At 46.4% G+C, this 21,079-nt stretch carries 22 protein-coding genes and 1 pseudogene; 12 read left to right on the top strand and 11 right to left on the bottom strand.

The features are described from left to right. Positions 1–64 precede the first annotated feature (64 nt). From AOT11_RS19955 to AOT11_RS19965, 3 genes are all read left to right on the top strand, one after another. Positions 65–2,086 carry an FAD-dependent oxidoreductase gene (locus AOT11_RS19955; RefSeq protein ID WP_017421697.1) on the top strand — a complete coding sequence of 674 codons (2,022 nt, stop codon included), beginning with the start codon at positions 65–67 and terminating at the stop codon, positions 2,084–2,086. A gap of 217 nt (positions 2,087–2,303) precedes the next feature. Further along, on the top strand, positions 2,304–3,338 hold the full coding sequence (locus tag AOT11_RS19960) for an IS110 family RNA-guided transposase (RefSeq protein WP_017420759.1): 1,035 nt from the start codon (positions 2,304–2,306) through the stop codon (positions 3,336–3,338). Between the two features lie 326 nt (positions 3,339–3,664). Further along, the gene (locus AOT11_RS19965; protein WP_017420755.1) at positions 3,665–4,585 is read left to right on the top strand and encodes an IS5 family transposase; all 921 of its coding nucleotides are present in this window, start codon (positions 3,665–3,667) and stop codon (positions 4,583–4,585) included. Positions 4,586–4,886: 301 nt separating this feature from the next. Here the strand turns inward: AOT11_RS19965 and AOT11_RS19970 are convergent, their stop codons facing one another. The 3 genes from AOT11_RS19970 to rnk form a co-directional block, all read right to left on the bottom strand. Beyond that, positions 4,887–5,921, bottom strand: a complete 1,035-nt coding sequence (locus AOT11_RS19970; RefSeq protein WP_017420759.1) for an IS110 family RNA-guided transposase — start codon at positions 5,919–5,921, stop codon at positions 4,887–4,889. 156 nt (positions 5,922–6,077) lie between these two features. Then, the gene (locus tag AOT11_RS19975) at positions 6,078–6,593 is read right to left on the bottom strand and encodes an RNA methyltransferase (RefSeq protein WP_017419569.1); all 516 of its coding nucleotides are present in this window, start codon (positions 6,591–6,593) and stop codon (positions 6,078–6,080) included. A 259-nt stretch (positions 6,594–6,852) separates the two neighbouring features. Then, entirely contained in the window at positions 6,853–7,260 is a 408-nt protein-coding gene (gene rnk / locus AOT11_RS19980) for a nucleoside diphosphate kinase regulator (protein ID WP_017419570.1), read from the bottom strand. A 402-nt stretch (positions 7,261–7,662) separates the two neighbouring features. On the opposite strand from rnk, the gene AOT11_RS19985 reads away from it, so the two are divergent. After that, positions 7,663–8,094 (top strand): GNAT family N-acetyltransferase, encoded by a 432-nt coding sequence (locus AOT11_RS19985; RefSeq protein ID WP_017419571.1) that lies wholly within the window; start codon positions 7,663–7,665, stop codon positions 8,092–8,094. Positions 8,095–8,162: 68 nt separating this feature from the next. Here the strand turns inward: AOT11_RS19985 and AOT11_RS19990 are convergent, their stop codons facing one another. The 3 genes from AOT11_RS19990 to AOT11_RS20000 all read right to left on the bottom strand — a co-directional run bounded on the left by AOT11_RS19990 (position 8,163) and on the right by AOT11_RS20000 (position 11,206). Next, positions 8,163–9,146, bottom strand: a complete 984-nt coding sequence (locus AOT11_RS19990) for a hypothetical protein (RefSeq protein WP_017419572.1) — start codon at positions 9,144–9,146, stop codon at positions 8,163–8,165. Further along, entirely contained in the window at positions 9,143–10,471 is a 1,329-nt protein-coding gene (locus AOT11_RS19995; protein ID WP_026050211.1) for a sphingomyelin phosphodiesterase, read from the bottom strand. The genes AOT11_RS19990 and AOT11_RS19995 overlap by 4 nt, the downstream gene beginning before the upstream one ends. 216 nt (positions 10,472–10,687) lie before the next feature. Beyond that, entirely contained in the window at positions 10,688–11,206 is a 519-nt protein-coding gene (locus AOT11_RS20000) for a GNAT family N-acetyltransferase (RefSeq protein ID WP_172840618.1), read from the bottom strand. Positions 11,207–11,395: 189 nt separating this feature from the next. On the opposite strand from AOT11_RS20000, the gene AOT11_RS20005 reads away from it, so the two are divergent. From AOT11_RS20005 to AOT11_RS20015, 3 genes are read left to right on the top strand one after another with little or no spacing between them, the layout of a single operon-like run. Then, positions 11,396–11,758: a YbbD-related protein gene (locus AOT11_RS20005; protein WP_472575223.1), complete on the top strand. Its 363-nt coding sequence runs from the start codon at positions 11,396–11,398 to the stop codon at positions 11,756–11,758. Between the two features lie 10 nt (positions 11,759–11,768). Then, a complete protein-coding gene (gene catB, locus AOT11_RS20010) occupies positions 11,769–12,392 on the top strand; it encodes a type B chloramphenicol O-acetyltransferase (RefSeq protein ID WP_017419576.1) in 624 nt (207 codons plus the stop codon). A gap of 35 nt (positions 12,393–12,427) precedes the next feature. Further along, positions 12,428–12,835 (top strand): ribosome recycling factor family protein, encoded by a 408-nt coding sequence (locus tag AOT11_RS20015; RefSeq protein ID WP_017419577.1) that lies wholly within the window; start codon positions 12,428–12,430, stop codon positions 12,833–12,835. A 64-nt stretch (positions 12,836–12,899) separates the two neighbouring features. Here AOT11_RS20015 and AOT11_RS20020 read toward each other — a convergent pair whose 3' ends face one another. After that, positions 12,900–14,441 carry a DEAD/DEAH box helicase gene (locus tag AOT11_RS20020; RefSeq protein ID WP_017419578.1) on the bottom strand — a complete coding sequence of 514 codons (1,542 nt, stop codon included), beginning with the start codon at positions 14,439–14,441 and terminating at the stop codon, positions 12,900–12,902. Positions 14,442–14,683: 242 nt separating this feature from the next. Here AOT11_RS20020 and AOT11_RS20025 point away from each other — a divergent pair. Next, a pseudogene (locus AOT11_RS20025) lies at positions 14,684–15,112 on the top strand (VOC family protein). Between the two features lie 29 nt (positions 15,113–15,141). Continuing rightward, the gene (locus AOT11_RS20030; protein WP_017419580.1) at positions 15,142–15,561 is read left to right on the top strand and encodes a VOC family protein; all 420 of its coding nucleotides are present in this window, start codon (positions 15,142–15,144) and stop codon (positions 15,559–15,561) included. Here AOT11_RS20030 and AOT11_RS20035 read toward each other — a convergent pair. After that, positions 15,549–15,965, bottom strand: a complete 417-nt coding sequence (locus AOT11_RS20035) for a MarR family winged helix-turn-helix transcriptional regulator (RefSeq protein ID WP_017419581.1) — start codon at positions 15,963–15,965, stop codon at positions 15,549–15,551. The two genes, AOT11_RS20030 and AOT11_RS20035, sit on opposite strands and share 13 nt — an antisense overlap. Further along, entirely contained in the window at positions 15,965–16,888 is a 924-nt protein-coding gene (dmeF, locus tag AOT11_RS20040; RefSeq protein ID WP_026050212.1) for a CDF family Co(II)/Ni(II) efflux transporter DmeF, read from the bottom strand. The genes AOT11_RS20035 and dmeF overlap by 1 nt, the downstream gene beginning before the upstream one ends. A 255-nt stretch (positions 16,889–17,143) precedes the next feature. Here dmeF and AOT11_RS20045 point away from each other — a divergent pair, with 255 nt between their 5' ends. After that, positions 17,144–17,605, top strand: a complete 462-nt coding sequence (locus tag AOT11_RS20045) for a hypothetical protein (RefSeq protein WP_017419583.1) — start codon at positions 17,144–17,146, stop codon at positions 17,603–17,605. After that, positions 17,602–18,090, top strand: coding sequence for a hypothetical protein (locus AOT11_RS20050; protein WP_017419584.1), 489 nt, complete (start codon positions 17,602–17,604; stop codon positions 18,088–18,090). The genes AOT11_RS20045 and AOT11_RS20050 overlap by 4 nt, the downstream gene beginning before the upstream one ends. Before the next feature lie 123 nt (positions 18,091–18,213). Here AOT11_RS20050 and AOT11_RS20055 read toward each other — a convergent pair whose 3' ends face one another. After that, positions 18,214–19,233: an MBL fold metallo-hydrolase gene (locus tag AOT11_RS20055; RefSeq protein WP_026050213.1), complete on the bottom strand. Its 1,020-nt coding sequence runs from the start codon at positions 19,231–19,233 to the stop codon at positions 18,214–18,216. Positions 19,234–19,425: 192 nt separating this feature from the next. Here AOT11_RS20055 and AOT11_RS20060 point away from each other — a divergent pair, with 192 nt between their 5' ends. Then, positions 19,426–20,055 carry a TetR/AcrR family transcriptional regulator gene (locus AOT11_RS20060; RefSeq protein WP_017419586.1) on the top strand — a complete coding sequence of 210 codons (630 nt, stop codon included), beginning with the start codon at positions 19,426–19,428 and terminating at the stop codon, positions 20,053–20,055. A gap of 81 nt (positions 20,056–20,136) precedes the next feature. Here the strand turns inward: AOT11_RS20060 and AOT11_RS20065 are convergent, their stop codons facing one another. Beyond that, a complete protein-coding gene (locus AOT11_RS20065; RefSeq protein WP_017419587.1) occupies positions 20,137–21,078 on the bottom strand; it encodes a Gfo/Idh/MocA family protein in 942 nt (313 codons plus the stop codon). Position 21,079 lies beyond the last annotated feature (1 nt).

The following is a 21,079-nucleotide window of genomic DNA, read 5'->3' on the forward strand; positions in this document are numbered from 1 at the left end:
TTTTAATACTCGCAGATTCTGTCACTAACTATTTTGGTGGCATACCAATAATGTGGAGTGTTCAATGTTAAAACAACAGCACAAAATCCTTTTTGAGCCAATGCAGATTGGTTCATTAAAACTGAAAAACCGTTACTCGATGGCGCCAATGGGCACACTGGGTTGTGTCGATGGTGACGGCGCCTACAATCAGCGTGGTGTCGAGTATTATGTCGCGCGTGCACGTGGCGGCGTTGGCTTAATTATTACTGGCGTACAAATGGTCGAAAACGAGTTGGAACAATTTCCGATGCCTTCTCTTCCTTGTCCGACCAACCACCCTACAGCGTACATTCGCAGTGCCAAAGAGATGACTGAACGTGTGCATACGTACGGTGCGAAAATCTTTGCTCAGTTGACCGCAGGTTGGGGACGTTCTTGTATCCCAGGTTTTACTCCGGAAGATAAATCCATTGCGCCTTCTGACGCGCCAAACCGTTTTGACCCTTCTATTCAGCATAGAGAGTTAACGACGGATGAAGTGAAATACTTTATCGGTAAGTTTGTTGAATCGGCTGCGATTGCGCAAAAAGCAGGCTTTGATGGTGTCGAAATTCACGCGGTACATGAAGGTTATTTGCTTGACCAGTTCACCATGGAGTTTTTCAACCAACGTACTGATCAGTACGGCGGTAGTTTTGAAAACCGCTACCGTTTCGCAGTAGAAATCGTCAAAGGCATTAAAGCAATCTGTGGCGATGATTTTCCAGTTTCACTGCGTTACTCAGTCAAAGGCAACATGAAGGGCTTTGGCCAAGGTATTCTTCCGGGTGAAGTAGCTGAAGAAGTTGGCCGTGATATGGAAGAGGGCCTGAAAGCAGCCAAGTACCTTCAAGATGCTGGCTTTGATGCGTTGAACGTGGATGCGGGCACTTATGACTCTTGGTACTGGAACCATCCGCCTAACTACTTTGCACCTGGCATGTACAAGCCTTACTGCAAGGCAGTGTCAGAGGTGGTCGATATTCCAGTCTTAATGGCAGGACGCATGGAGAATCCAGATTTAGCTGCGCATGCCGTCAACAATGGCATCTCTGATGGTATTTCACTAGGTCGACCACTGCTGGCAGACCCAGATACCGTTAACAAGATTCGTCGCGGTCGTTTTGAAGAGGTGCGTCCTTGTCTCTCGTGTCATTTAGGTTGTTTAGGCCGTATGGCAGAAGTGGGCAACTTGTCGTGCGCTGTAAACCCAAGTTGTGGCCGTGAAGAAGAGTTTCGCTTAGTGCCAACCCATCGCAGCCAAAACGTCGTGGTCGTTGGTGGTGGTGTCGCAGGTATGGAAGCAGCGCGTATTGCCTCGGAGCGTGGGCATAAAGTAACGTTACTTGAAAAATCAAAACAACTTGGTGGTAACGTTATTCCTGGTAGCCAGCCTCCATTTAAACACGATGACAAGCTGTTGATTGAATGGTTTGCAGGTGAGATGGAGCGTAAGAACGTGGATGTGCGTTTCGATACTACGGCAGATAAAGAGACCATTGAATCGTTCAATCCAGACAGCGTTATCTTTGCTACGGGTTCGCGTCCAGTGAAGCCCAAATGGTTATCAGGTCAAGATAAGCCACATGTAATCGTTGCAGAAGATATGTTGATGAATCCAGACAAAATCACTGGTGATAAAGTGACCGTGATTGGTGGTGGTCTCGTCGGTGCTGAAGCGGCGTTGTGGATGGCACAGCAAGGTAAAGCCGTGACCTTAATTGAAGCCAGTGACGACATCATCGGTGGTCCTCACGGTACTTGTTTTGCTAACTATCAGATGCTTAAAGAACTGCTGGTTAAAGAGCAAGTGAGCGTATTGACCTCAACGATGCTGCAAACCATCACTGATACAGGGGTTATAGTTCAGCGAGATCAAAGAGACATGGAAATCTTGTCGGATCACGTCGTATTAGCTTTGGGTTACCGAGCCGAAGATCATCTACATGAAGCACTTGCTAATCAGCTTGATGTCGAAAACGTGTTTAACATTGGTGATAGCCAAAAAGCGCGAACCATCATGACCGCCATTTGGGATGGTTTTGAGGTTGCCAGAACACTTTAATCGTTAAACAAAACAGAGAAGCAGCAATAGGCTGCTTCTTTTTTTCGTTACAGATTGATTGGCGACTCGATCATTTAAGTCGCGCCGGAGATCTGGGAGTCGCTAAGTTTTAATCACAACTAGACTAGTTAGAGGCTTTGATGTGATGGACGCACCTCCCTTCTAGCGTCGTTGTACCAAACTAATAGTACAACCATTGAGAGCAGGAGTAACAAGTATGCCTATTAAAGTTGTCGGTATTGATATAGCGAAAAATCTCTTCCAAGTATGTGTGCTGGGTACAAATGGACAAATTTTATCAAACAGAAAGGTAAAGCGAGATAAGCTTCTAGATACTGTCCGCCAACTACCTGAGCAAACTGCTCTTGCAATGGAGTCATGTGCAACTTCTCATCATTGGGGCAGAATATTTCAAGAGCTAGGATACACAGTGGCTCTTATTCCAGCTCAGCATGTAAAACCATTTGTTGGGCGGCAAAAGAACGATGCTAATGATGCAAGAGCCATTTGCGAAGCCTATTCTAGACCTAATCTTCACTTCGTTCCTGTTAAGTCTGTTGAACAACAAGACCTCAAAGCGATACGCAGTGTCCGTAAACGTTTGGTAGAGAACAGAACTGCCTTGGCGAACCAGATCAGAGGATTGGCTGCTGAATACGGGGTAGTATTTCCTCTCTCCATTAAAGCTTTACGAAGTCATTTACCGCTAGCTCTTGAAGACGCAGAGAATGCTCTTTCCCCAGTAATGAGGAACTTACTGCAAACTTTATACTGTGACTTTGTCAGTCTTAGCGAAGAGATAGATGAAATGACCCAAAGTGTCACCATGTTGAGTCAGCAAAATCCAAAATATGAGGCTATTCGGAATATTCCTGGTTTTGGTCCGATTTTGACAGCGGCTCTGATTAGTGAGGTAGGTGCTGGAAACCAATTCCAAAATGGTCGCCAGTTCTCAGCATGGTGTGGCCTAGTTCCAAAACAAAATAGTACAGGTGGAAAAAGTAGTCTCGGCTCTCTATCGAAGAATGGCAATCGCGAATTGAGAGCATTACTTATCCACGGTGCTCGCGCAGTGGTTCGGTGCGGAGCTAACAAAGCGGATGCTATGGGAGTATGGTTGAGAGGACTCATTGCACGCCGAGGCAAAGCAAAAGCGATTGTCGCTCTTGCAAACAAGCTCGGTCGGGTAGCATGGCACATCTTGGCGAAAAATAGCGAATACGATATTAATCAGGCATTTAAGCCTGTTTGATTAAAAATACTAAGTTCTAAGGAGATATCCTCAAGAAGCAACTGAGTTTGCAATAGCTGATGAATAAACGGTGAACCATCCTTACTACACTCTGATAACGCAACGAGGTTATTGAAACCGAGGCTTTGAAAAGACAGTGAGGAGCGGATTACATCATGGCGCAGGTCACGTAGTAGACCTAGAAAGACGTCGGATATATGTTAGCGACCGTATCATTGAATCAGTCATTGCATCCTGAGGTGCGTCCATATATGTTGCTTAAATCGATGGAACTAAATCAAGAAGCTACGATCTGATCGGCTACACCCATCAGTCCCCGTAGCCTCATGCCTAAACCTTGGTACAAAACAACAAACTGGAAGCAGTACAATAAAGCCTTAATCAACCGTGGTTCTCTGACTTTTTGGATTGATGAGGAAACGATAGCCGAGTGGAAGCAAAACAAACAAGGTAAGCGTGGTAGACCTCGCCGATTCAGCGACTTAGCCATTACTACCGCACTAACGGTGAAACGCGTTTTCTCTATGCCATTGAGAGCGCTGCAAGGTTTTCTAGACTCAGTATTTAAGCTAGCTAACATCCCGCTTGTTTGTCCGCACTACACCTGTATAAGCCGCCGAGCTAAGGAAGTTGAGGTTTCATTTAAAACCAAAACCAGAGGTGCGATACAACATCTGGCAATTGATGCCACGGGCCTCAAGGTTTATGGCGAAGGTGAATGGAAGGTCAAGAAGCATGGAACTGATGGGAAGCGCAGAGTGTGGCGAAAGTTGCATATCGCAGTAGATACAAGCACCCACGAAATAGTCGCAGCAGAACTGAGCTTATCTAATGTAACCGATGCCGAAGTGCTTCCAAACTTACTCAAGCAGACACGTCGTAAAATCATTGAGATATCGGGTGATGGCGCTTATGACACAAGGGATTGCCATGATGCTATACGGATCAAGCAAGCAGCTCCACTTATCCCGCCACGAGAAGGGGCGGCCTTCTGGGAGCAAGGACATCCTCGCAACTTAGCAGTAGGTTGCCAGAAGCTCTACGGTTCCAACAAGAAGTGGAAAAAGCGGTATGGCTATCACAAACGCTCGCTATCAGAGACAGCAATGTATCGAGTGAAACAGTTGTTAGGCGGGAAATTAAGCCTGAGAAACTACAACGCTCAAGTTGGCGAGACTTACGCTATGATCATGGCGCGGAATAAGCTTACAGGGTTAGGTATGCCTGAAACTCAGTGTGTTGTATGAGAATTGTTCAATTTCAGGCAATTTGGCTCTCTGACCAAATTACGCAACATATATGGACGCACCTCAGGATGCAATGACTGATTCAATGATACGGTCGCTAACATATATCCGACGTCTTTCTAGGTCTACTACGTGACCTGCGCCATGATGTAATCCGCTCCTCACTGTCTTTTCAAAGCCTCGGTTTCAATAACCTCGTTGCGTTATCAGAGTGTAGTAAGGATGGTTCACCGTTTATTCATCAGCTATTGCAAACTCAGTTGCTTCTTGAGGATATCTCCTTAGAACTTAGTATTTTTAATCAAACAGGCTTAAATGCCTGATTAATATCGTATTCGCTATTTTTCGCCAAGATGTGCCATGCTACCCGACCGAGCTTGTTTGCAAGAGCGACAATCGCTTTTGCTTTGCCTCGGCGTGCAATGAGTCCTCTCAACCATACTCCCATAGCATCCGCTTTGTTAGCTCCGCACCGAACCACTGCGCGAGCACCGTGGATAAGTAATGCTCTCAATTCGCGATTGCCATTCTTCGATAGAGAGCCGAGACTACTTTTTCCACCTGTACTATTTTGTTTTGGAACTAGGCCACACCATGCTGAGAACTGGCGACCATTTTGGAATTGGTTTCCAGCACCTACCTCACTAATCAGAGCCGCTGTCAAAATCGGACCAAAACCAGGAATATTCCGAATAGCCTCATATTTTGGATTTTGCTGACTCAACATGGTGACACTTTGGGTCATTTCATCTATCTCTTCGCTAAGACTGACAAAGTCACAGTATAAAGTTTGCAGTAAGTTCCTCATTACTGGGGAAAGAGCATTCTCTGCGTCTTCAAGAGCTAGCGGTAAATGACTTCGTAAAGCTTTAATGGAGAGAGGAAATACTACCCCGTATTCAGCAGCCAATCCTCTGATCTGGTTCGCCAAGGCAGTTCTGTTCTCTACCAAACGTTTACGGACACTGCGTATCGCTTTGAGGTCTTGTTGTTCAACAGACTTAACAGGAACGAAGTGAAGATTAGGTCTAGAATAGGCTTCGCAAATGGCTCTTGCATCATTAGCATCGTTCTTTTGCCGCCCAACAAATGGTTTTACATGCTGAGCTGGAATAAGAGCCACTGTGTATCCTAGCTCTTGAAATATTCTGCCCCAATGATGAGAAGTTGCACATGACTCCATTGCAAGAGCAGTTTGCTCAGGTAGTTGGCGGACAGTATCTAGAAGCTTATCTCGCTTTACCTTTCTGTTTGATAAAATTTGTCCATTTGTACCCAGCACACATACTTGGAAGAGATTTTTCGCTATATCAATACCGACAACTTTAATAGGCATACTTGTTACTCCTGCTCTCAATGGTTGTACTATTAGTTTGGTACAACGACGCTAGAAGGGAGGTGCGTCCATCACATCAAAGCCGCTTACAGGTGGCAAAAAACGAGATGTGTTCAGCTAAATCTGACAATAAAGCTGCTGCCGAGTTGAAAAATCTCAGCTTTCCTTAACCCGCAAACGGTTTTTGTTATCGCGATTGGCGATGACTTGCGCGTGGTCGTCTATCGAGTCGAGGGTTTTTGCTAAGCGATCGTACATCACTACATTGACAGTTGCGGCGAGATTCATGCAGCCGTGAGTGGGGATATAGACAACATGATGTGCCTTGTCGACCATCTCTTGCGGCAGTGAACCATCTTCTGGGCCAAACAGATAAATGGCTTTTTCAGGATGGACGAAATGCGGTAGCGCAGTGGCACCGACCACCAACTCGACACAAACGATCTCGACATCGCCGTCAAGGCTGGCGGTGAGGTCTTCCATCTCCACTAAATCAATCCGCTCATGACTATTTTGTGTATCGGTCTGAAACCTTGCCGCTCGGCTATAACGGGTGCCGTTGTAGCGCACCTGAGTGGCGTTGTAGCAACCTGCTGCGCGCATCACTGCGCCGACATTGGTGGGGCTTTTGGGATTGTGCAGTCCAATTATGACTGTTGGCTCAGTTGTCATCGCTGTCTTTCTACTTCTGTATTGCTATCGTTGAGCTGGGTGCTCATAAAGGGCGGGATTATCGCTCTAACAGGGCCGGAGTGCTAGTGATGAATGCACTTCAGGGGATATTCTCGGTGGGGTAGTGAAAGCGTCGTGGCGAGTTTGCCTTCTTTCAACTGAAAGCGATACAACAGCCATTTGGTCAAGAGAAGTCATGTAATACGAAAATCTACACCGTTACCATTAAGAGCCGCTTTTGCGGCTCTTGTCTTAAGCATTACAAATGAAACTCGCCCACGCGCTCTGGCTGGTAAGTTACTTCGAGAATCTCGATGGTTTTTTCTGCGCCGCCGGGCATTGGCCATGTGAGCTGCTGGCCGACAGAAAGGCCAAGCAACGCGCTGCCAACTGGGGCAAAAATAGAAACGTCATCTGGGTTACGAACTTGGTCTGGATAGACCAATGTTTTCTCCATGACTTTGTCACTGCCGACAAACGTAAAACGCACCGTTGAGTTCATGGTAACGATGTTGTCGGGCATCTGTTGTGGCGCGAGCACGTTGGCTCTATCTAACTCATTTTCCAGCTTCTCCAATTCTGGTGATAAGTTCGCCATCTTTTCAAGAAGTGCGCTAATACGATCCATGTCTAGCGTTGATACGCAGATCGATTCAGTGTTGGACATTTTATTCCTCCTAAACGCAATACCGCCCCAACAAAAGTCAGGGCGGCATAGAAAAATCCAGATTGTTGTGCTGCTCAATGGGAGTAACACAAATTTGTCGTGCCATTCTAATCAATATGAATGAAGTTTTCTATGTTTCGGTTGTTTTCATACATGAAAGTGGGAGGTGCTGGGGCAAAACAAGTTGAGTTAACAGTTTGATATCCCTTCCTACTTGAAGCTGTCGCGGTATTGGCTTCGGTCCTTCTCCCTAATCACATAGCCTGCCTATGCTCATGGTGATGAACGCACTTGCCGCCTACCTACAACTCCAAGTAGTTTGGTATTAATAAAATTAAAGGTTTCATCGGCTGCCGTGCGATACTCTGTGCTCAATAGCGGGTAAACAGAAACGAGAAAAAGATGAAGATTGATTTCACGACAGGTCCTTTAGATGAAGGTAAGCAGCGTCAACTCAGTGCTGGGTTTGAATCTCACAGCGAAACGCAATTGGCACCGCCTTACCAAAAAGAACGTTTCAACTGGACGGTGGAAGATGAGCACGGCAACCTCATCGCGGCGTTAACGGCGAACTTACTCTGGGATTGGCTCTACATTGATGAGCTTTGGGTTGATGAGGCATGCCGAGGCTCGGGGATGGGCAAAAAGCTGATGGTTCAAGCAGAGGAGTACGCGAAACAACATTCGCTATCTGGCTTGTGGCTCTGGACACAAAGTTGGCAGGCTCCGCAGTTTTATCAAAGCTTGGGATTTGAAGAATTTACACGCTTTGATGATTTCCCTGCGGGGCATAGCCGAATTGGTTTAAGGAAGCCTTTGGCAAAGCGCTCATAAGAGCCCTTACAGTTGAGAAAAAAGGCACGACGTTAAGCTACGAAGTGCCTTTTTGCTTTTTGATTGGCTTAGGAAGAGAAAAACGTGCGGCGAAATTCACTGACTTGCTGTTGGTAGTAATTTTGCCAGTCAGATTCTGGCCATTCTGCATGGCTGGTGGCTCTTTGCTTGTTAAGGCGCGATTGCAGCTCAGCAAGGGCGGCTTGGTAGTCTTGTACTTGCTGCTGTTGCTTGGCGACCGTTTGCTCACGAGTTTGAAGGTTGGCACGCTCTTCTTTGGACAGATAAGTTTGCTCCAAAGTTTGGCGAATAGTGGATTGTTCTGCATCGCTGAAATGAGTTGGGATGAGCGAAACACCTCGTTCATATTTGGCGCTATCGCTCACTAGCCCAAACGATTGTGCGCGGTTTTGCCACTGCACCATCAAACGTTGAAAATTGGCTACAAATTCTTCGGGGTCGCTTTGGCTAAGGGATTCGCTGTCGAGACTGAAATCGTAAAGCGCGAACTCATCGGCAAACAGAATATCTGCCAACTCACCCCAAATCTCCCTCGCTTGTGCTTTAAGTTGTTCGATTCGAGCGCTTAAGGCTTGCTGTTCGTCAAATTGCAGATCGCCTAATTGGCGTTGCCATTGTGCGTTCAATTCTGGGTATTGAGAGAGTAGCGCAAACAGTTCTGCCGAGAGATAAGGCGATACCGCCATTAATTGTTCTTCGCATCGTTTCTCTGGTTGGCATTCGCGCCAAAAGGCGTCAAGTTCAGCAATCAATTCTCGACCTTGAGCTTGTTGGAGGCTTTCCGCCAGTAACTCGCTTGACGATGTTTTGTCGGTTTGCTTTCGCGCTGAAACGCTATTTACATTAGTGGCAACCATCGTGTCTGTTGGTTGATGATCAATGGTGTCTACACTCTGAGCTGATGTGGCCTCCACTCGTTGAGCAGAAGTGGCGACATTACTCTCGTTACCAGAGAACAGCGTGATAAAACCCATGCCCGCGGCAAGCGCGGACAGGGTGATGACAAAAACAAGGATGATGGTACGCATCATGGTTTGATCACGGTAGAAACCGGGAAGTGGTCTGAAAGGTTATAGTGTTTCCATAAGCTTTCTGCCGTTGAGCGAGGGATGTCTACACGGTTGTTGTTATCGCCTTTCACAGCGTACTCGTTACTCACCATCACGTAGTCGAGATATTCCACGTTCTCGCCACCAGAGAGAGGCTCGCCTGCAAAATTGTTGATACGAGGATCAAATGTTGATTCGGTGTAGCCTGAGTAGTGCGGTTCAATCGCGCTTAAGTTGGCGATCATCTGTTGATAGTCACCAGGAAACTTACGCTTATTGACGTTGAAGTCGCCGCTGTATATCACGGTTTCGTTAGCCGGAATCTTTAATGACTGAGCGAGGGAGCGCATCTGTTTGAACTGACGCTGGCGGTAGTCGCGCGCAGTATCGGTATCGTATGACGCGGTGTGTGTGGCAAACACATGATAGGCTTCACCGCCTTTAATTACTTCAGCGTAGTTTACCCCTTTATCGGCAAAACAATCGGTACCTGTGCAATCAGGAAAGACAAACTGCGCCTGATTCACAATCGGATAGCGGCTAACAATGATCACGCCACCGTCATAAATATTAAAGCCATTTTTATCCAACATTTTGGTTTGATAAGGGTACTCTTTGGCCAGTTCACGCAAAAAAGCATCGCGGCCATTGGCAAAAACTTCTTGTAATGCGAGCACATCATAGCCTTTGACATAGTCTGGGATGAGTTCAAAACGTTCACCAATATGGGACGCAATAGCAGGCAGAGCCCAGATGTTGTAAGTCATGATCTTAAGATGCTGATCGTTGTCATCGACCACCTCATCGACCTTGCTTGGTGTGATGGTGTAGTGAAGATCGTCATAACGAGCGGTGGCCGAGGATTTAAACGCTAACTCCACTTCACGCTCACCAAACGCCAACGTCGGCGAGCGATGAACATTGCGGTCATCTTTAAGAGACAAATTGACGTCGGCTGCGCTAACCCCATATTGAATCGAAGAGTTATACCAGTGCCCCCTCATTACCTGATTGAGGGAAATACTTTCGCCTTTCGGATTAGAGACCACGGTTTCAAAGCGGTAGGTATGATTGGTTTTCACGCCGTCCCAGCGGTTAAAGCTAAGAACTGATTTGGTTTCCCAAGGGCCAAGAGTTTGCACATGCTGTTGCCACTCATCACCATATTTGAGTAAGTCGCTGCCATCGTGTTTGATTTGAATGGTCAACGGTTGATCAGAGTTGTTCGTTAGGTAAACGTCGGTATCCGCCAGAGCAGGCATTGCGATTAAGCCTGTAAGGATCAGACTCCACTGCGTTATTTTCATCTTTCTTATCCATAAGTTAGGTTAGAGCGATTATTCTTATTTATAAATATTACTCACACGTTAAATATGGATGACAGAAGTGTGTTTGCGGATAAATGTTAAATAATTGTGATCTTTGTTCCTTGGCAAGACAAGCAAATCAGAAGGCCTTAATCATGTAGTTAAGCCCTCTAATTTTCTCAAGGGGATAAGATGAAACGGTTATGATGGCATGGCTCAACGCAGACTCTCACTCACAATACCGTACAAATTATTCTCCATACCATAGAGTTCTTTGGTGCCAAGTTGGCTAAAGCCGAGTTTTTGCAATAACCCATTGGAGGCTTGGTTGTCTGGTAGAGTGACGGCCAAAATCTGCTCCAACTGATCACGTTCAAAAGCGTTTGCCAACACGGCTTTAGCCGCTTCTTCAGCGTAGCCTTGGCGCCAATGTTTTTCTAAAAACGCGTAGCCGAGATCTGGGTGTTCCAACTCTGGTCGTTTTAGCACGCCGCACATACCAACAGGCGTGCCACACGCTTTGAGCGCTACCATACTTAAACCAAAACCGTAGTGTTGGTAGCTGGCGATGGGGCCGTTGGTGAGGTATTGAATCGCATCTTCGGTGGTGCGCACGTTTTTATCAGCAATGTAGCGAATAAACGACGCTTGGTTGAGCAGTTGGATGATGAAATCGCTGTCACTCAGCTCAAAATGGCGAACAATCAAACGCTCGGTTTCACACAATAGCGCCATGTTAATCTTCCTCATTGTTTTTAAATGCGTTGGCACTGTACGCCTTCTTACTAATAGAGAAAAGCAGTTTAGTTCTTACCAATCTTTGACAGAGCGGTACAAACGCCAAGTCGTTTTTCTTATACAATTTCGCTGAATGTTTTAGCGATTTTTGCTCGCTTGTTATCACTGAAATAAATGGATAGACCAATGAAAGCGCGTTTTTTTCTTTTGCTCCTCGTTTTAACGGGCTGCTCTGATATAGTTCAAAGCCACTATGACAATTACCAACAGGCTCAAGCAGATCAACTCTTTGAAAGAGGGTGGCTGCCAGATGTTCTGCCTGTGTCGACCACGCAAATTGAAGTGGCCAATGATCTGGACAACAATACCTCTCAAGGTTCGTTTCTCATTGCAGAGAAAGAAATGGGGCAGTTTCTTAGCCAGCTACAGCCTTTAGAAACCGCAAACCAATATCGGTTTGAGTCGGACAACAGTGTCTGGATTTTTACGCTGAATGAAGCGGGTAAGGTAAGCTACCAACTTAGCGAATACCGCAGTGAGATGAAATAACGAGAACAAGATGAACTACTTTGACAGCCCATTTTCGGGTAAGCCAATCCAAGAGCAAATTACCAATCCTAATATCATCGTTGGGCGGCATAGCTACTACTCTGGCTATTATCATGGCCACGGTTTCGATGATTGCGTGCGTTACCTTAATCCAGAGCGAAATGATGTGGACAAGCTGATCATCGGTAGCTTTTGCTCAGTTGGCTCAGGCGCGGTTTTCATGATGGCAGGAAACCAAGGCCATAGAACGGATTGGGTCAGCACTTTTCCTTTCTTCTACCAACAAAATCCTAACTTTTCAGAAGCGAAAGATGGCTTTGTAAGAGCTGGGGATACGCGCATTGGTCACGATGTATGGATTGGCTCGGAAGCGATGATCATGCCAGGTGTGACGATTGGAGATGGCGCGATAATCGCCAGTCGCGCGGTGGTGACCAAAGATGTGGCACCTTATGAGGTTGTGGGTTCAAACCCCGCTAAACACATCAAATTCCGCTTTTCTCCCCAAGAGATTGAGATGCTGCAGGAAATGCAATGGTGGCAATGGTCAGATGAACAGCTTGGCCGATGCATGGCCTTGATGTGCTCGGCAGATATTGAAGGTTTGTATTTGTGGTGGAAGCAAAGCCGATAATGGTGCCACTGTGAGCCGATCAAGGATCCTAAAACATGAAAGCTAAGCCCGTGAATGAACAACTCGTAGTGATTGCTTTGCCGTCCTTGATTCATCGTATTGGTGGGGAGATGACAAAGCACTTGAAAAGCGTGGCGGCGGAGCATGGTTGTGAACTTAAGCGCGTTCGTCGATCTCGCCATTGGCAAATTTCTGGTGAAGCTTTGGCACTGCAGGCGTTTTATGATCAAGTAAGGCGCTTGGAAGAAGACTCGGCCAGCTACTTGGTCAAAAAAATGCAATTGGCGTTGGCTTCACACAGCGAGAAGCTGGAACCGCTGGAAGACAAATTACAGCGTTTGGTGATGGAAAATCCGGCGATTACCTTGGCGGAGTTGATGTCGCAAACGCACTGCAGCTTATCACAAGCAAGGAGTGCACGCTTTTCTGCTGAGGGTTTGTAAGCTGGGATGACGCGAAGAGGAATAAGAGAAGAGCCACAATGTGTGGCTCTTGTCGTTTTAACCGTTAAGCGCTTTGTGGACGTGGCTTACGACGTTGAGCCGAAGGCTTGCCATTAGCAGGCTTGTTGTTGCCAGTTTTCGCTTTGTTTGGCTTGGCATGACTTGGCTTGCCGTGTGTTTTGCCATTTGCGTTGTTCGCAGGTTTCGAGCCTTTTGTATTTGGTCTCTTACCTTTGTTGGCTGAATCATTGTTACCTTCTTTTGGCGCAGAGAACTGACGTTTGGCTTTGCCATTACCATTACCATTACCACGGTTCTGCCCTTGAGGTTTGTCTGCCGCTTTCGCCTTTTGGCTGCCTTTGCTGTTCGCCTCACCGCCTGTTGCTTCCGCATTCGGAGCTTTCGGTTTCTTTGGCTTCTTCGGTTTTTTCGGCTTAATTGGGCGCGTATCCAGTTTAGATTCTGGTACTGCGTTGGTTGGCGCGTGACCTTCCAGTGCTTTACGAGGTAGCACTTCTTGAATCAAACGCTCAATGGCAAACAGTTCAGGCGCTTCGAGCGCACAGACTAGAGAAATTGCCTTACCCGTTTCACCGGCGCGACCAGTACGGCCAATACGGTGTACATAATCTTCCGCCACTTTTGGAAGCTCAAAGTTCACGACTTGAGGAAGCTGAGGAATATCGATACCGCGCGCGGCGATGTCGGTTGCTACCAGTACGCGAACGTCGCCTGATTTAAAATCCGCCAACGCTTTGGTACGAGCACCTTGGCTCTTGTTGCCGTGGATAGCAGCGGCAGTCAGGCCTTGATCGGTAAGGAAAGCCGCGAGGCGGTTTGCGCCATGCTTGGTGCGAGTAAACACCAGTACTTGTCGCCAGTCACCGTCTTTAATCAGCTTGGCAAGCATCGCTGGCTTTTTCTTTACGTCTGCTGGGTAGATACTCTGCTCTACGGTGCGAGCCGTCGAGTTGGCTGGGTTAACCGATATCTCGATAGGGTTATTCACCAAGCCTTTTGCCAGTTCGCGAATTTCGTCAGAAAACGTGGCTGAGAACAGCAGGTTTTGGCGTTTTGCTGGCAGCAAAGCCAAAATCTTGCGGATATCACGAATGAAACCCATATCCAACATGCGGTCGGCTTCGTCCAGTACTAGCACTTCGAGCTGATCAAACTTCACCGCATTTTGGCTGTACAAGTCCATCAAACGGCCTGGTGTTGCCACCAACACATCAGCACCTTTACGCAGGCGCAGCATTTGTGGGTTGATTTTCACACCACCAAACACCACTGCACTGTTTAAATCCAAATGGCGGCTGTACATAAAGACGTTTTCTTGTACTTGCGCGGCTAATTCGCGGGTCGGCGTTAAGATAAGCGCACGAATGTGGTTTGCACGCACACGTGGCCCCTTCGCCAGGCGTTCAAGAATAGGCAGCGTGAAGCCCGCAGTTTTACCTGTTCCTGTCTGTGCCGCCGCCATGACATCTTTGCCTTCTAAAATAGCAGGGATGGCCTGCAATTGGATGGGAGAAGGGGTGTCATAGCCTTTTTCCTGAATAGCTTTAAGGATTGGTGCAGACAGACCTAAGGAGGTAAAACCCATGTATGATTCTCTATGTTGGTAAAGTCAGGGCCGACGATTTCGCTATCGGCCAAAAGTGCGACATTCTGAGGCTTTTAAGGGGGGACTTCAACCGATAATTCTCCTTTCTCGAAATCCGTCATTTGGGAATCTTTGTGTGATCAATCTCTCTTTTCTGATTTCGTCTTTAAAATCGTCCTTTACCTCAATTTAGCTTGAGGTTTTAGGCTGCTCCTTGTTAGTTAAGTGCAAGGAGCAAAATGATGAAAAGTTATGTAGAACACGCCAACATGTCGGTGGTTGATGCGCAGAAAACCATTCATTTCTTAACCAGTGCGATTCCCGAATGGCGAGTACGTGGCTGAGGCAAGCTAGACAACTGGTTTGGCCGCGCGATTGAGTGGTTCCATGTTGGCGATGAACAGAGTTATATCGCCATCAGCACTGGTGGTGAGGGGGATGCCGCGAACTGGACAACGGCTTTCACTGGGGTGAAGCATATTGGCATTGTGGTACCCAATGTGGATGCGGTGGTCGAGCGACTCGCGTTGGCGGGCTACGCTTTAGATCATTGGGGTGGCGATCATCCACATCGCAAGAGCGTTTACTATCTCGAAGATCATGGTTTCCAGTTCGAATTTGTTGAGTACTTCAGTCAAGAAAGTGATCTGAAAAACGATTACACGCTATAACTAAAAATAACCGAAAGGAGAGAAACGTCATGGAGAAGGCAAGGCCGATTCAGTTGCAAGCGATTGATCACATTGTGCTGAGGGTGGTGGATCTGCCCAAGATGTTAGCATTTTATTGCGATATTTTAGGCTGTGTTGTTGAGCGTGAAGTGGCCGAGTTTGGCTTAACTCAGTTGCGAGCAGGCAGTGCACTGATTGATCTGGTCACGGTGGACAGCAAGCTCGGGCAACAAGGCGGCAGAGCACCCGAGCAAGAAGGGCGAAATCTGGATCATTTCTGTTTGCAAATCACCCCTAAAGATGAGCAAGAGATTCTCGATTTTCTGACTCTTCACGGGGTGAAGGTGGAAGATTTCGCCAATCGCTATGGCGCGCAAGGATTTGGCCGTTCCATTTACCTCTCCGATCCTGAGGGCAATACAGTTGAGCTCAAACCTCAGAACTCTTGATTCATCTTCTCAAGGCAAGAGAGCAGCAACGCTTGCTGCTCTTCGTCGATATGGCGTGTGAGCTCGCGAACCAAATCAAGATGCAATTGATTGTGCTGGCGATGAATCACTTGTCCCGCTTCTGTTAGCTTGACGACGATGGCACGTCGATCTTCTGGAAGTGCACAGCGCTCAATCAACTCTGCTTTGACCAGTTTTTCTATCTGCACCGTTAGCGTACCGGTTGTGATGCCTAGTTTTTCTGCCAGTTCCTTCATTCGCAACGCACCGTGACAGCCGAGCACTTCAATGGTGTGAATTTGCGCCAATGAGTAACCGGTTTCTTTCACCACCGATTGCTCCCACGAAGACATCTTGTCGTAGAATTCAGTCAGAGTTTGATTGAGTTTTTCTAAATTTAGCATTACTTGGCCGGTTGCAGTTCCAACGTGAGGTGGTGAATCTTATCAAATTTTTCCAGCATGTGTTTATATTCCTCATACGAGGTTTTGCTGTGATCCACCAAGCTGATGATTGCGCCGTAATGGTGGGCGCTGATTCGCCAAACATGTAAATCAGTCACCGTGGCATAAGGGCTTAACGTTTGGTTAAGCTGTTCGAGATAATTCGATTCAATGCTTTCATCAAGTAAAATAGGCGCGGTCTGTTTCACTAGCCCGAAGGTCCATTTACCGATCACCAGTGCACCGACGATGCCCATCAATGCATCGAGCCAAATCCAACCATAGAACTTCCCAATGATGAGAGCCACAATAGCTAAGATTGAAGTGAGGGCATCCGCCAGTACATGAAGATAAGCGGCACGCAGATTGTGGTCGTGATGGTGCTCATGCTCATGTTCATTTTCGTGGTGATGGTCATGATGATGATCGCCGTGGTCGTGATGATGGTGATCATGCAGCAAGAACATACTGGCGACATTGACGGATAATCCAACCACCGCCACCAAGATCGCTTCATTAAATTGAATACTTTCAGGATTAAATAGGCGGTGAACAGATTCCACCACCATCAGCAACGCGACGATTCCTAAAGCCATCGCGCTGGTAAAGCCACCAAGCACGCTGACTTTACCCGTGCCAAAAGAGAAACGAGCGCTGTGCGCGTGTTTTTTCGCATACCGATACGCAAAGAGGGTGATGCAAAAGGCTGCCGCGTGCGTCCCCATGTGCCAACCGTCAGCCAGTAGTGCCATGGAGCCGTAAAGGGTACCTGCAACGATTTCCGCCACCATAGTAAAAAGAGTGAGTAAAAGGACATAAAACGTGCGTTTTTCACCTTGTTGATTGTGTGTGGTAAATCGGTGGCTTTGAGAGCAAGCAGACATAAAAGAAAATCCATTTGTTTGATAGTCAAAATATTTGAAAATCAATTTAGTTTGATTATCAAAGTAAGTCAACGTTTTGTTGCGTGTAGAAAACGCAACAAGCCACACAGTGTGGCTTGTTGGTCAGGTAACTGGTGGTTGATAGGCAAATTATGCAATAAAGTGCATTTACGATCGCACTCGCATTTATTAATAAATAATCGCCTTTAAAGTGTAGTAACATATTATCTTCAAAATTCATGGAGGATATATTAAATGGAAAGGTGTCCAGCTATCGTAGGTGTTGTTTTCGATGATGAGAGCTTAAAGGCTATAGATCGAATTAATGAATTACATGAATTAGAAAAAAGTGCTAAGTTTTTTATTAGTATAGGTAATTTGTTTAATATATTTGCTGGAAATACTGTTAAAGGTGCTGGTAGTTCAGGTTTGACAAAGGCAATATCTGCAGTCCCATTCGTAAAAAATAGTGATGGTTTTACAAAAGCTAAAGATCTCAGTGTCTCTATTGGTATGGGCATTTCATCTGATGTTGGTCAGACAGCTTGGAATATAACACAGGCGAACTGGGAATATTATTTTAAATCTTATAGTGCACTTGAAACGATTAAGTTAAAGCAAATATATGATATAGCAACTTATCAAGCTGTAATTCACACTTCTGATAGGAAGCAATACAGATTTTGGAAAGCTATTTCTGATGGGTGTAAACTATGAGAAATGTTTTGTTTTTGGGTTTTTTATTGATATTTTTGCCTTTTTTTGCAAAAGCGGATATAGAAGATCAAATGTATTCTGACTTGAATGTATCAATTTCAAATTTAGGTGAACGAATTGAGCATTGTAGAAAACTAGCGTTAGAAAATAAGCCAAGTGAAAGAACTATTTCATACTTAAAAGATAAACCTGATTCTTTCTTTTCAATATTGCCGTATGTTAATCATTTAGCGATGGAAAAATGCACGTTAGAGCAAAAGAAAAATTTGGCCTATGTGCTGCTTTATGTGAAAAACAACTCTTCTAGAGAAATAACAATCAGTCTCATAAAATCGACTGAAAAATTGGCGTTTAGTGTAGACCATTCTCAAAAAGTTAACTTTGAATCACTAGACCCAGAATCCAAAGCGTTTATTTTATCGAATGACTTTTTCTCAAAGCCTTTTGATGTATTAGGCTTATTTGAAAAAGTTACTGAAGAATAATGGCATACAAGGCGTTTCAGAGAGGCTTGGTACGCCTAGCACTCCCTGCTTACGCTTGGCATGCTGGCTAAGGTGCGATGCAGTCACTTTGGTCGCGTGTGCCTGCATCCTCCATGTGTGGCTTTAGCCGTTATCTTCTAACCACCAGGGTTTGAGTGGTGATTCTTCATTAAGCACAAGGCGCTGACCAATCTCTGGGCTGATCATTGTCACGCCTTTTTCTTCGCTGAACTGTCGCGCTTTTTCCATCGGTTCATGCCAATCGTGCATCGCCAAATCAAAGGTGCTGTTGTGAATCGGCATCATTTTCTGGCCTTGCAAATCAAGATGCGCTTGAACGCTCTCTTCGGGGAACATGTGAATGTTCGACCACAAACTGTTGTACGCGCCAGTTTCAATCATGGTGAGATCGAATGGGCCGTATTTTTCCCCAATGGTTTTGAATCCATCAAAGTAGCCAGAGTCGCCACTGAAGAACAGGTTTTTCTCACGGCTACGAATGACCCAACTTCCCCATAAGGTACTGTTGCTGTCCGTCAATCCTCGGCCTGAAAAGTGCTGGGTGGGCGTAAACACGTATTCAACTCCGTTGACTACGTGGCTTTCCCACCAATCAAACTCAACGATTTTGTGCTTGTTCACGCCCCATTCTTGCAAGATCACGCCCACTTTCAATGGCACAAGAAAAACGCCCACTTTGCTCGCGAGGGTTTTGACCGTGTTTTTGTCGAGGTGGTCATAGTGGTCATGACTAATGAGAACCACATCGATGTTTGGCAGCTCATCAAGCTCAATTGGGGTTGGGTGAAAGCGGGCAGGGCCAAAAAACTGTACCGGTGAGGCGCGTTTACTGAATACCGGATCCGTCATCACCAGTTGACCGTCCAGTTTCATCAGCACACTTGAATGACCAAGACGATAGAGCACATCTTGCTGCTCCTCAAGCAACTGTTCTGTCGTGATGTTATGCACTGGCAGCGTAAATGTGGGTTTCGGCGTGGCGCGTTTTGTCGTGAAGTACGCTTTGACGATTTCAAAGAGGTCAGAACCGCCATTGAAATTGGGATCGCTATTGCGAAATGTTTTTGGATAGGCGGATTTCTCTGCTTCAGCAGTCGAGCCGGCGGTGAAGATCGAACTCATGGCAATAGCTCCTAACACGGTCAAAAAAGTGATTTTGATAAGTCGTTTGTTCATTGTGTTTTCATCGTCCTTCTCACCACAACAGAGAGTGATTTAATGTAAACTACTCGGTGTAGTTTACATTTTGAGGGTGAAAAGTAAACTACTTGGTGTAAAATAATCACACCTTTCGAAAACCAGAGCTGTAACACCATGATTGAAAAGAAAAAGACGCGAAGTGAAGAAAAGCGAGAAGCGATACTCACGGCGGCTAAACAAGCGTTTTTGGAATTTGGCGTGCAAAACACCAGTATGGATAAACTGGCCGCGTTAGCTGGGGTATCGAAAAGAACCGTTTATAATCATTTTTCCTCGAAAGAAGCCTTGGTTATGGAGCTGCTATCCGTTTTATGGAAGAGCACGATCACTGAGGATGAGTTGGTTGCGCTCAGTAAACGACCTTTGCAGGACCAACTGGTTAGTTTGCTGTGCCAAGAAATCAGTGTGATTGCTCAGCCCAGCTATTTGGACATGGCGAAGGTGGCATTAGGCCATTTCCTGTTTAAGCCAGAAGAGCTGAAAGCGCAAACCAGCAGCATGTCGAAGCAACATACCGCACTCTACACGTGGCTTGCAGAGCAAGATAAAAAAGGACGTTTGAAGCTAGAGAGCGTAGAACTTGCTCGCACTCAGCTTCACAGTTTGATCAAAGGCAGCGCTTTTTGGCCACAGCTCATTGGCAGCGCCGAACCGCTCACGGCTGAGCAAGGAGAAGCGCTGGCTAAAAACACCGCAGCACTGTTTTTAAGTCATTATGCTGTGAGTGAAGAGCGCGGTAAGTAAAGGCGATATTTCCGCACGTTAAGGCGGCGATACGATCGCCGCAGATTCATCGGGTCAGCAAACTTTAGCGTGTACGCCGTTTTACAGCGCTTTGGCGATCTTTTGGTAGATCGCCTCTGCCAATTGATGGCTAGCGATATTCCGCTCCACAATCTCACTGGCCAGTTGACCACATTCTACCACCTTGACCCAATCTCTGAGCATCGGTGTAAAGCCTTTACTGGTGAGCATTGGTGTCCAATCCTTTAACGCCAACTTAGTTTGCTGGCCTTGCTGCCAAAGGTGGCCTTCACAAAATGAATCAAATTCAACGGCGCGATTTTGATAGCTGGCCGCTACACGTTCTGCGGTGACACCAAACTGACGGTTCATCGATGCGTGCAACAAGGTTTCTCCAGCTTGCCATTGCACATCCACTCGCGCGAGTTGAGTGCCCGCCATTTGGTAGGTCAGATAAACCTCTTGCAGATCGGCTTGGCGACTGAGATTCACGCTATCGAGAGGGTGGATGAAATCATCAAACAGAAAAGTGCGTAGCTCACCTGGAAGATCGAGGCGATGTTTTTCCCAACGCAGCGAACGCAGTGCCTCAAATCCCTGACCTACAGTATTGGTGCTGTCGAGTTCAGGGATGGTTTGATTGAAGAGAGGAATATGGCGACGGTTAAACCCGACATACAGGGGCTGGCCGTGCTGATGAGCGATGTCATAAAGCACTTCAACATCGTGAGCGTTGTCTGCCAGTGGCTTGTCAACAAAAGTTGGGATTCCTTGTTTGAGAAAGTAGCCTGCAATGTCAGCGTGTACACTGGTGGCCGCGTGAATCATCACCGCATCAATGCCCATTTTGGTGAGCTGACGGTAATCGCTACAATATTCCGCAATCCGGTACTGTTTGGCCAATTGTTCAAGCAGCGCGCCATCGCGAGTGCAGAGCACAAGCTCAATATCCGACATTTGAGTGATCACGGGCAAATACGCTTTCTGCGCAATATCCCCTAAGCCAATCATTGCAATTTTCATG

The sequence above is a fragment of the Vibrio vulnificus NBRC 15645 = ATCC 27562 genome (assembly GCF_002224265.1).
GTDB classification, from domain to species: domain Bacteria; phylum Pseudomonadota; class Gammaproteobacteria; order Enterobacterales; family Vibrionaceae; genus Vibrio; species Vibrio vulnificus.

Coding starts and splice junctions, on each gene's coding strand:
- AOT11_RS19955 (WP_017421697.1), top strand. CDS start 65: ATGTTAAAACAACAGCACAAAATCCTTTTTGAGCCAATGCAGATTGGT.
- AOT11_RS19960 (WP_017420759.1), top strand. CDS start 2,304: ATGCCTATTAAAGTTGTCGGTATTGATATAGCGAAAAATCTCTTCCAA.
- AOT11_RS19965 (WP_017420755.1), top strand. CDS start 3,665: ATGCCTAAACCTTGGTACAAAACAACAAACTGGAAGCAGTACAATAAA.
- AOT11_RS19970 (WP_017420759.1), bottom strand. CDS start 5,921: ATGCCTATTAAAGTTGTCGGTATTGATATAGCGAAAAATCTCTTCCAA.
- AOT11_RS19975 (WP_017419569.1), bottom strand. CDS start 6,593: ATGACAACTGAGCCAACAGTCATAATTGGACTGCACAATCCCAAAAGC.
- rnk (WP_017419570.1), bottom strand. CDS start 7,260: ATGTCCAACACTGAATCGATCTGCGTATCAACGCTAGACATGGATCGT.
- AOT11_RS19985 (WP_017419571.1), top strand. CDS start 7,663: ATGAAGATTGATTTCACGACAGGTCCTTTAGATGAAGGTAAGCAGCGT.
- AOT11_RS19990 (WP_017419572.1), bottom strand. CDS start 9,146: ATGATGCGTACCATCATCCTTGTTTTTGTCATCACCCTGTCCGCGCTT.
- AOT11_RS19995 (WP_026050211.1), bottom strand. CDS start 10,471: ATGAAAATAACGCAGTGGAGTCTGATCCTTACAGGCTTAATCGCAATG.
- AOT11_RS20000 (WP_172840618.1), bottom strand. CDS start 11,206: ATGGCGCTATTGTGTGAAACCGAGCGTTTGATTGTTCGCCATTTTGAG.
- AOT11_RS20005 (WP_472575223.1), top strand. CDS start 11,396: ATGAAAGCGCGTTTTTTTCTTTTGCTCCTCGTTTTAACGGGCTGCTCT.
- catB (WP_017419576.1), top strand. CDS start 11,769: ATGAACTACTTTGACAGCCCATTTTCGGGTAAGCCAATCCAAGAGCAA.
- AOT11_RS20015 (WP_017419577.1), top strand. CDS start 12,428: ATGAAAGCTAAGCCCGTGAATGAACAACTCGTAGTGATTGCTTTGCCG.
- AOT11_RS20020 (WP_017419578.1), bottom strand. CDS start 14,441: ATGGGTTTTACCTCCTTAGGTCTGTCTGCACCAATCCTTAAAGCTATT.
- AOT11_RS20030 (WP_017419580.1), top strand. CDS start 15,142: ATGGAGAAGGCAAGGCCGATTCAGTTGCAAGCGATTGATCACATTGTG.
- AOT11_RS20035 (WP_017419581.1), bottom strand. CDS start 15,965: ATGCTAAATTTAGAAAAACTCAATCAAACTCTGACTGAATTCTACGAC.
- dmeF (WP_026050212.1), bottom strand. CDS start 16,888: ATGTCTGCTTGCTCTCAAAGCCACCGATTTACCACACACAATCAACAA.
- AOT11_RS20045 (WP_017419583.1), top strand. CDS start 17,144: ATGGAAAGGTGTCCAGCTATCGTAGGTGTTGTTTTCGATGATGAGAGC.
- AOT11_RS20050 (WP_017419584.1), top strand. CDS start 17,602: ATGAGAAATGTTTTGTTTTTGGGTTTTTTATTGATATTTTTGCCTTTT.
- AOT11_RS20055 (WP_026050213.1), bottom strand. CDS start 19,233: ATGAGTTCGATCTTCACCGCCGGCTCGACTGCTGAAGCAGAGAAATCC.
- AOT11_RS20060 (WP_017419586.1), top strand. CDS start 19,426: ATGATTGAAAAGAAAAAGACGCGAAGTGAAGAAAAGCGAGAAGCGATA.
- AOT11_RS20065 (WP_017419587.1), bottom strand. CDS start 21,078: ATGAAAATTGCAATGATTGGCTTAGGGGATATTGCGCAGAAAGCGTAT.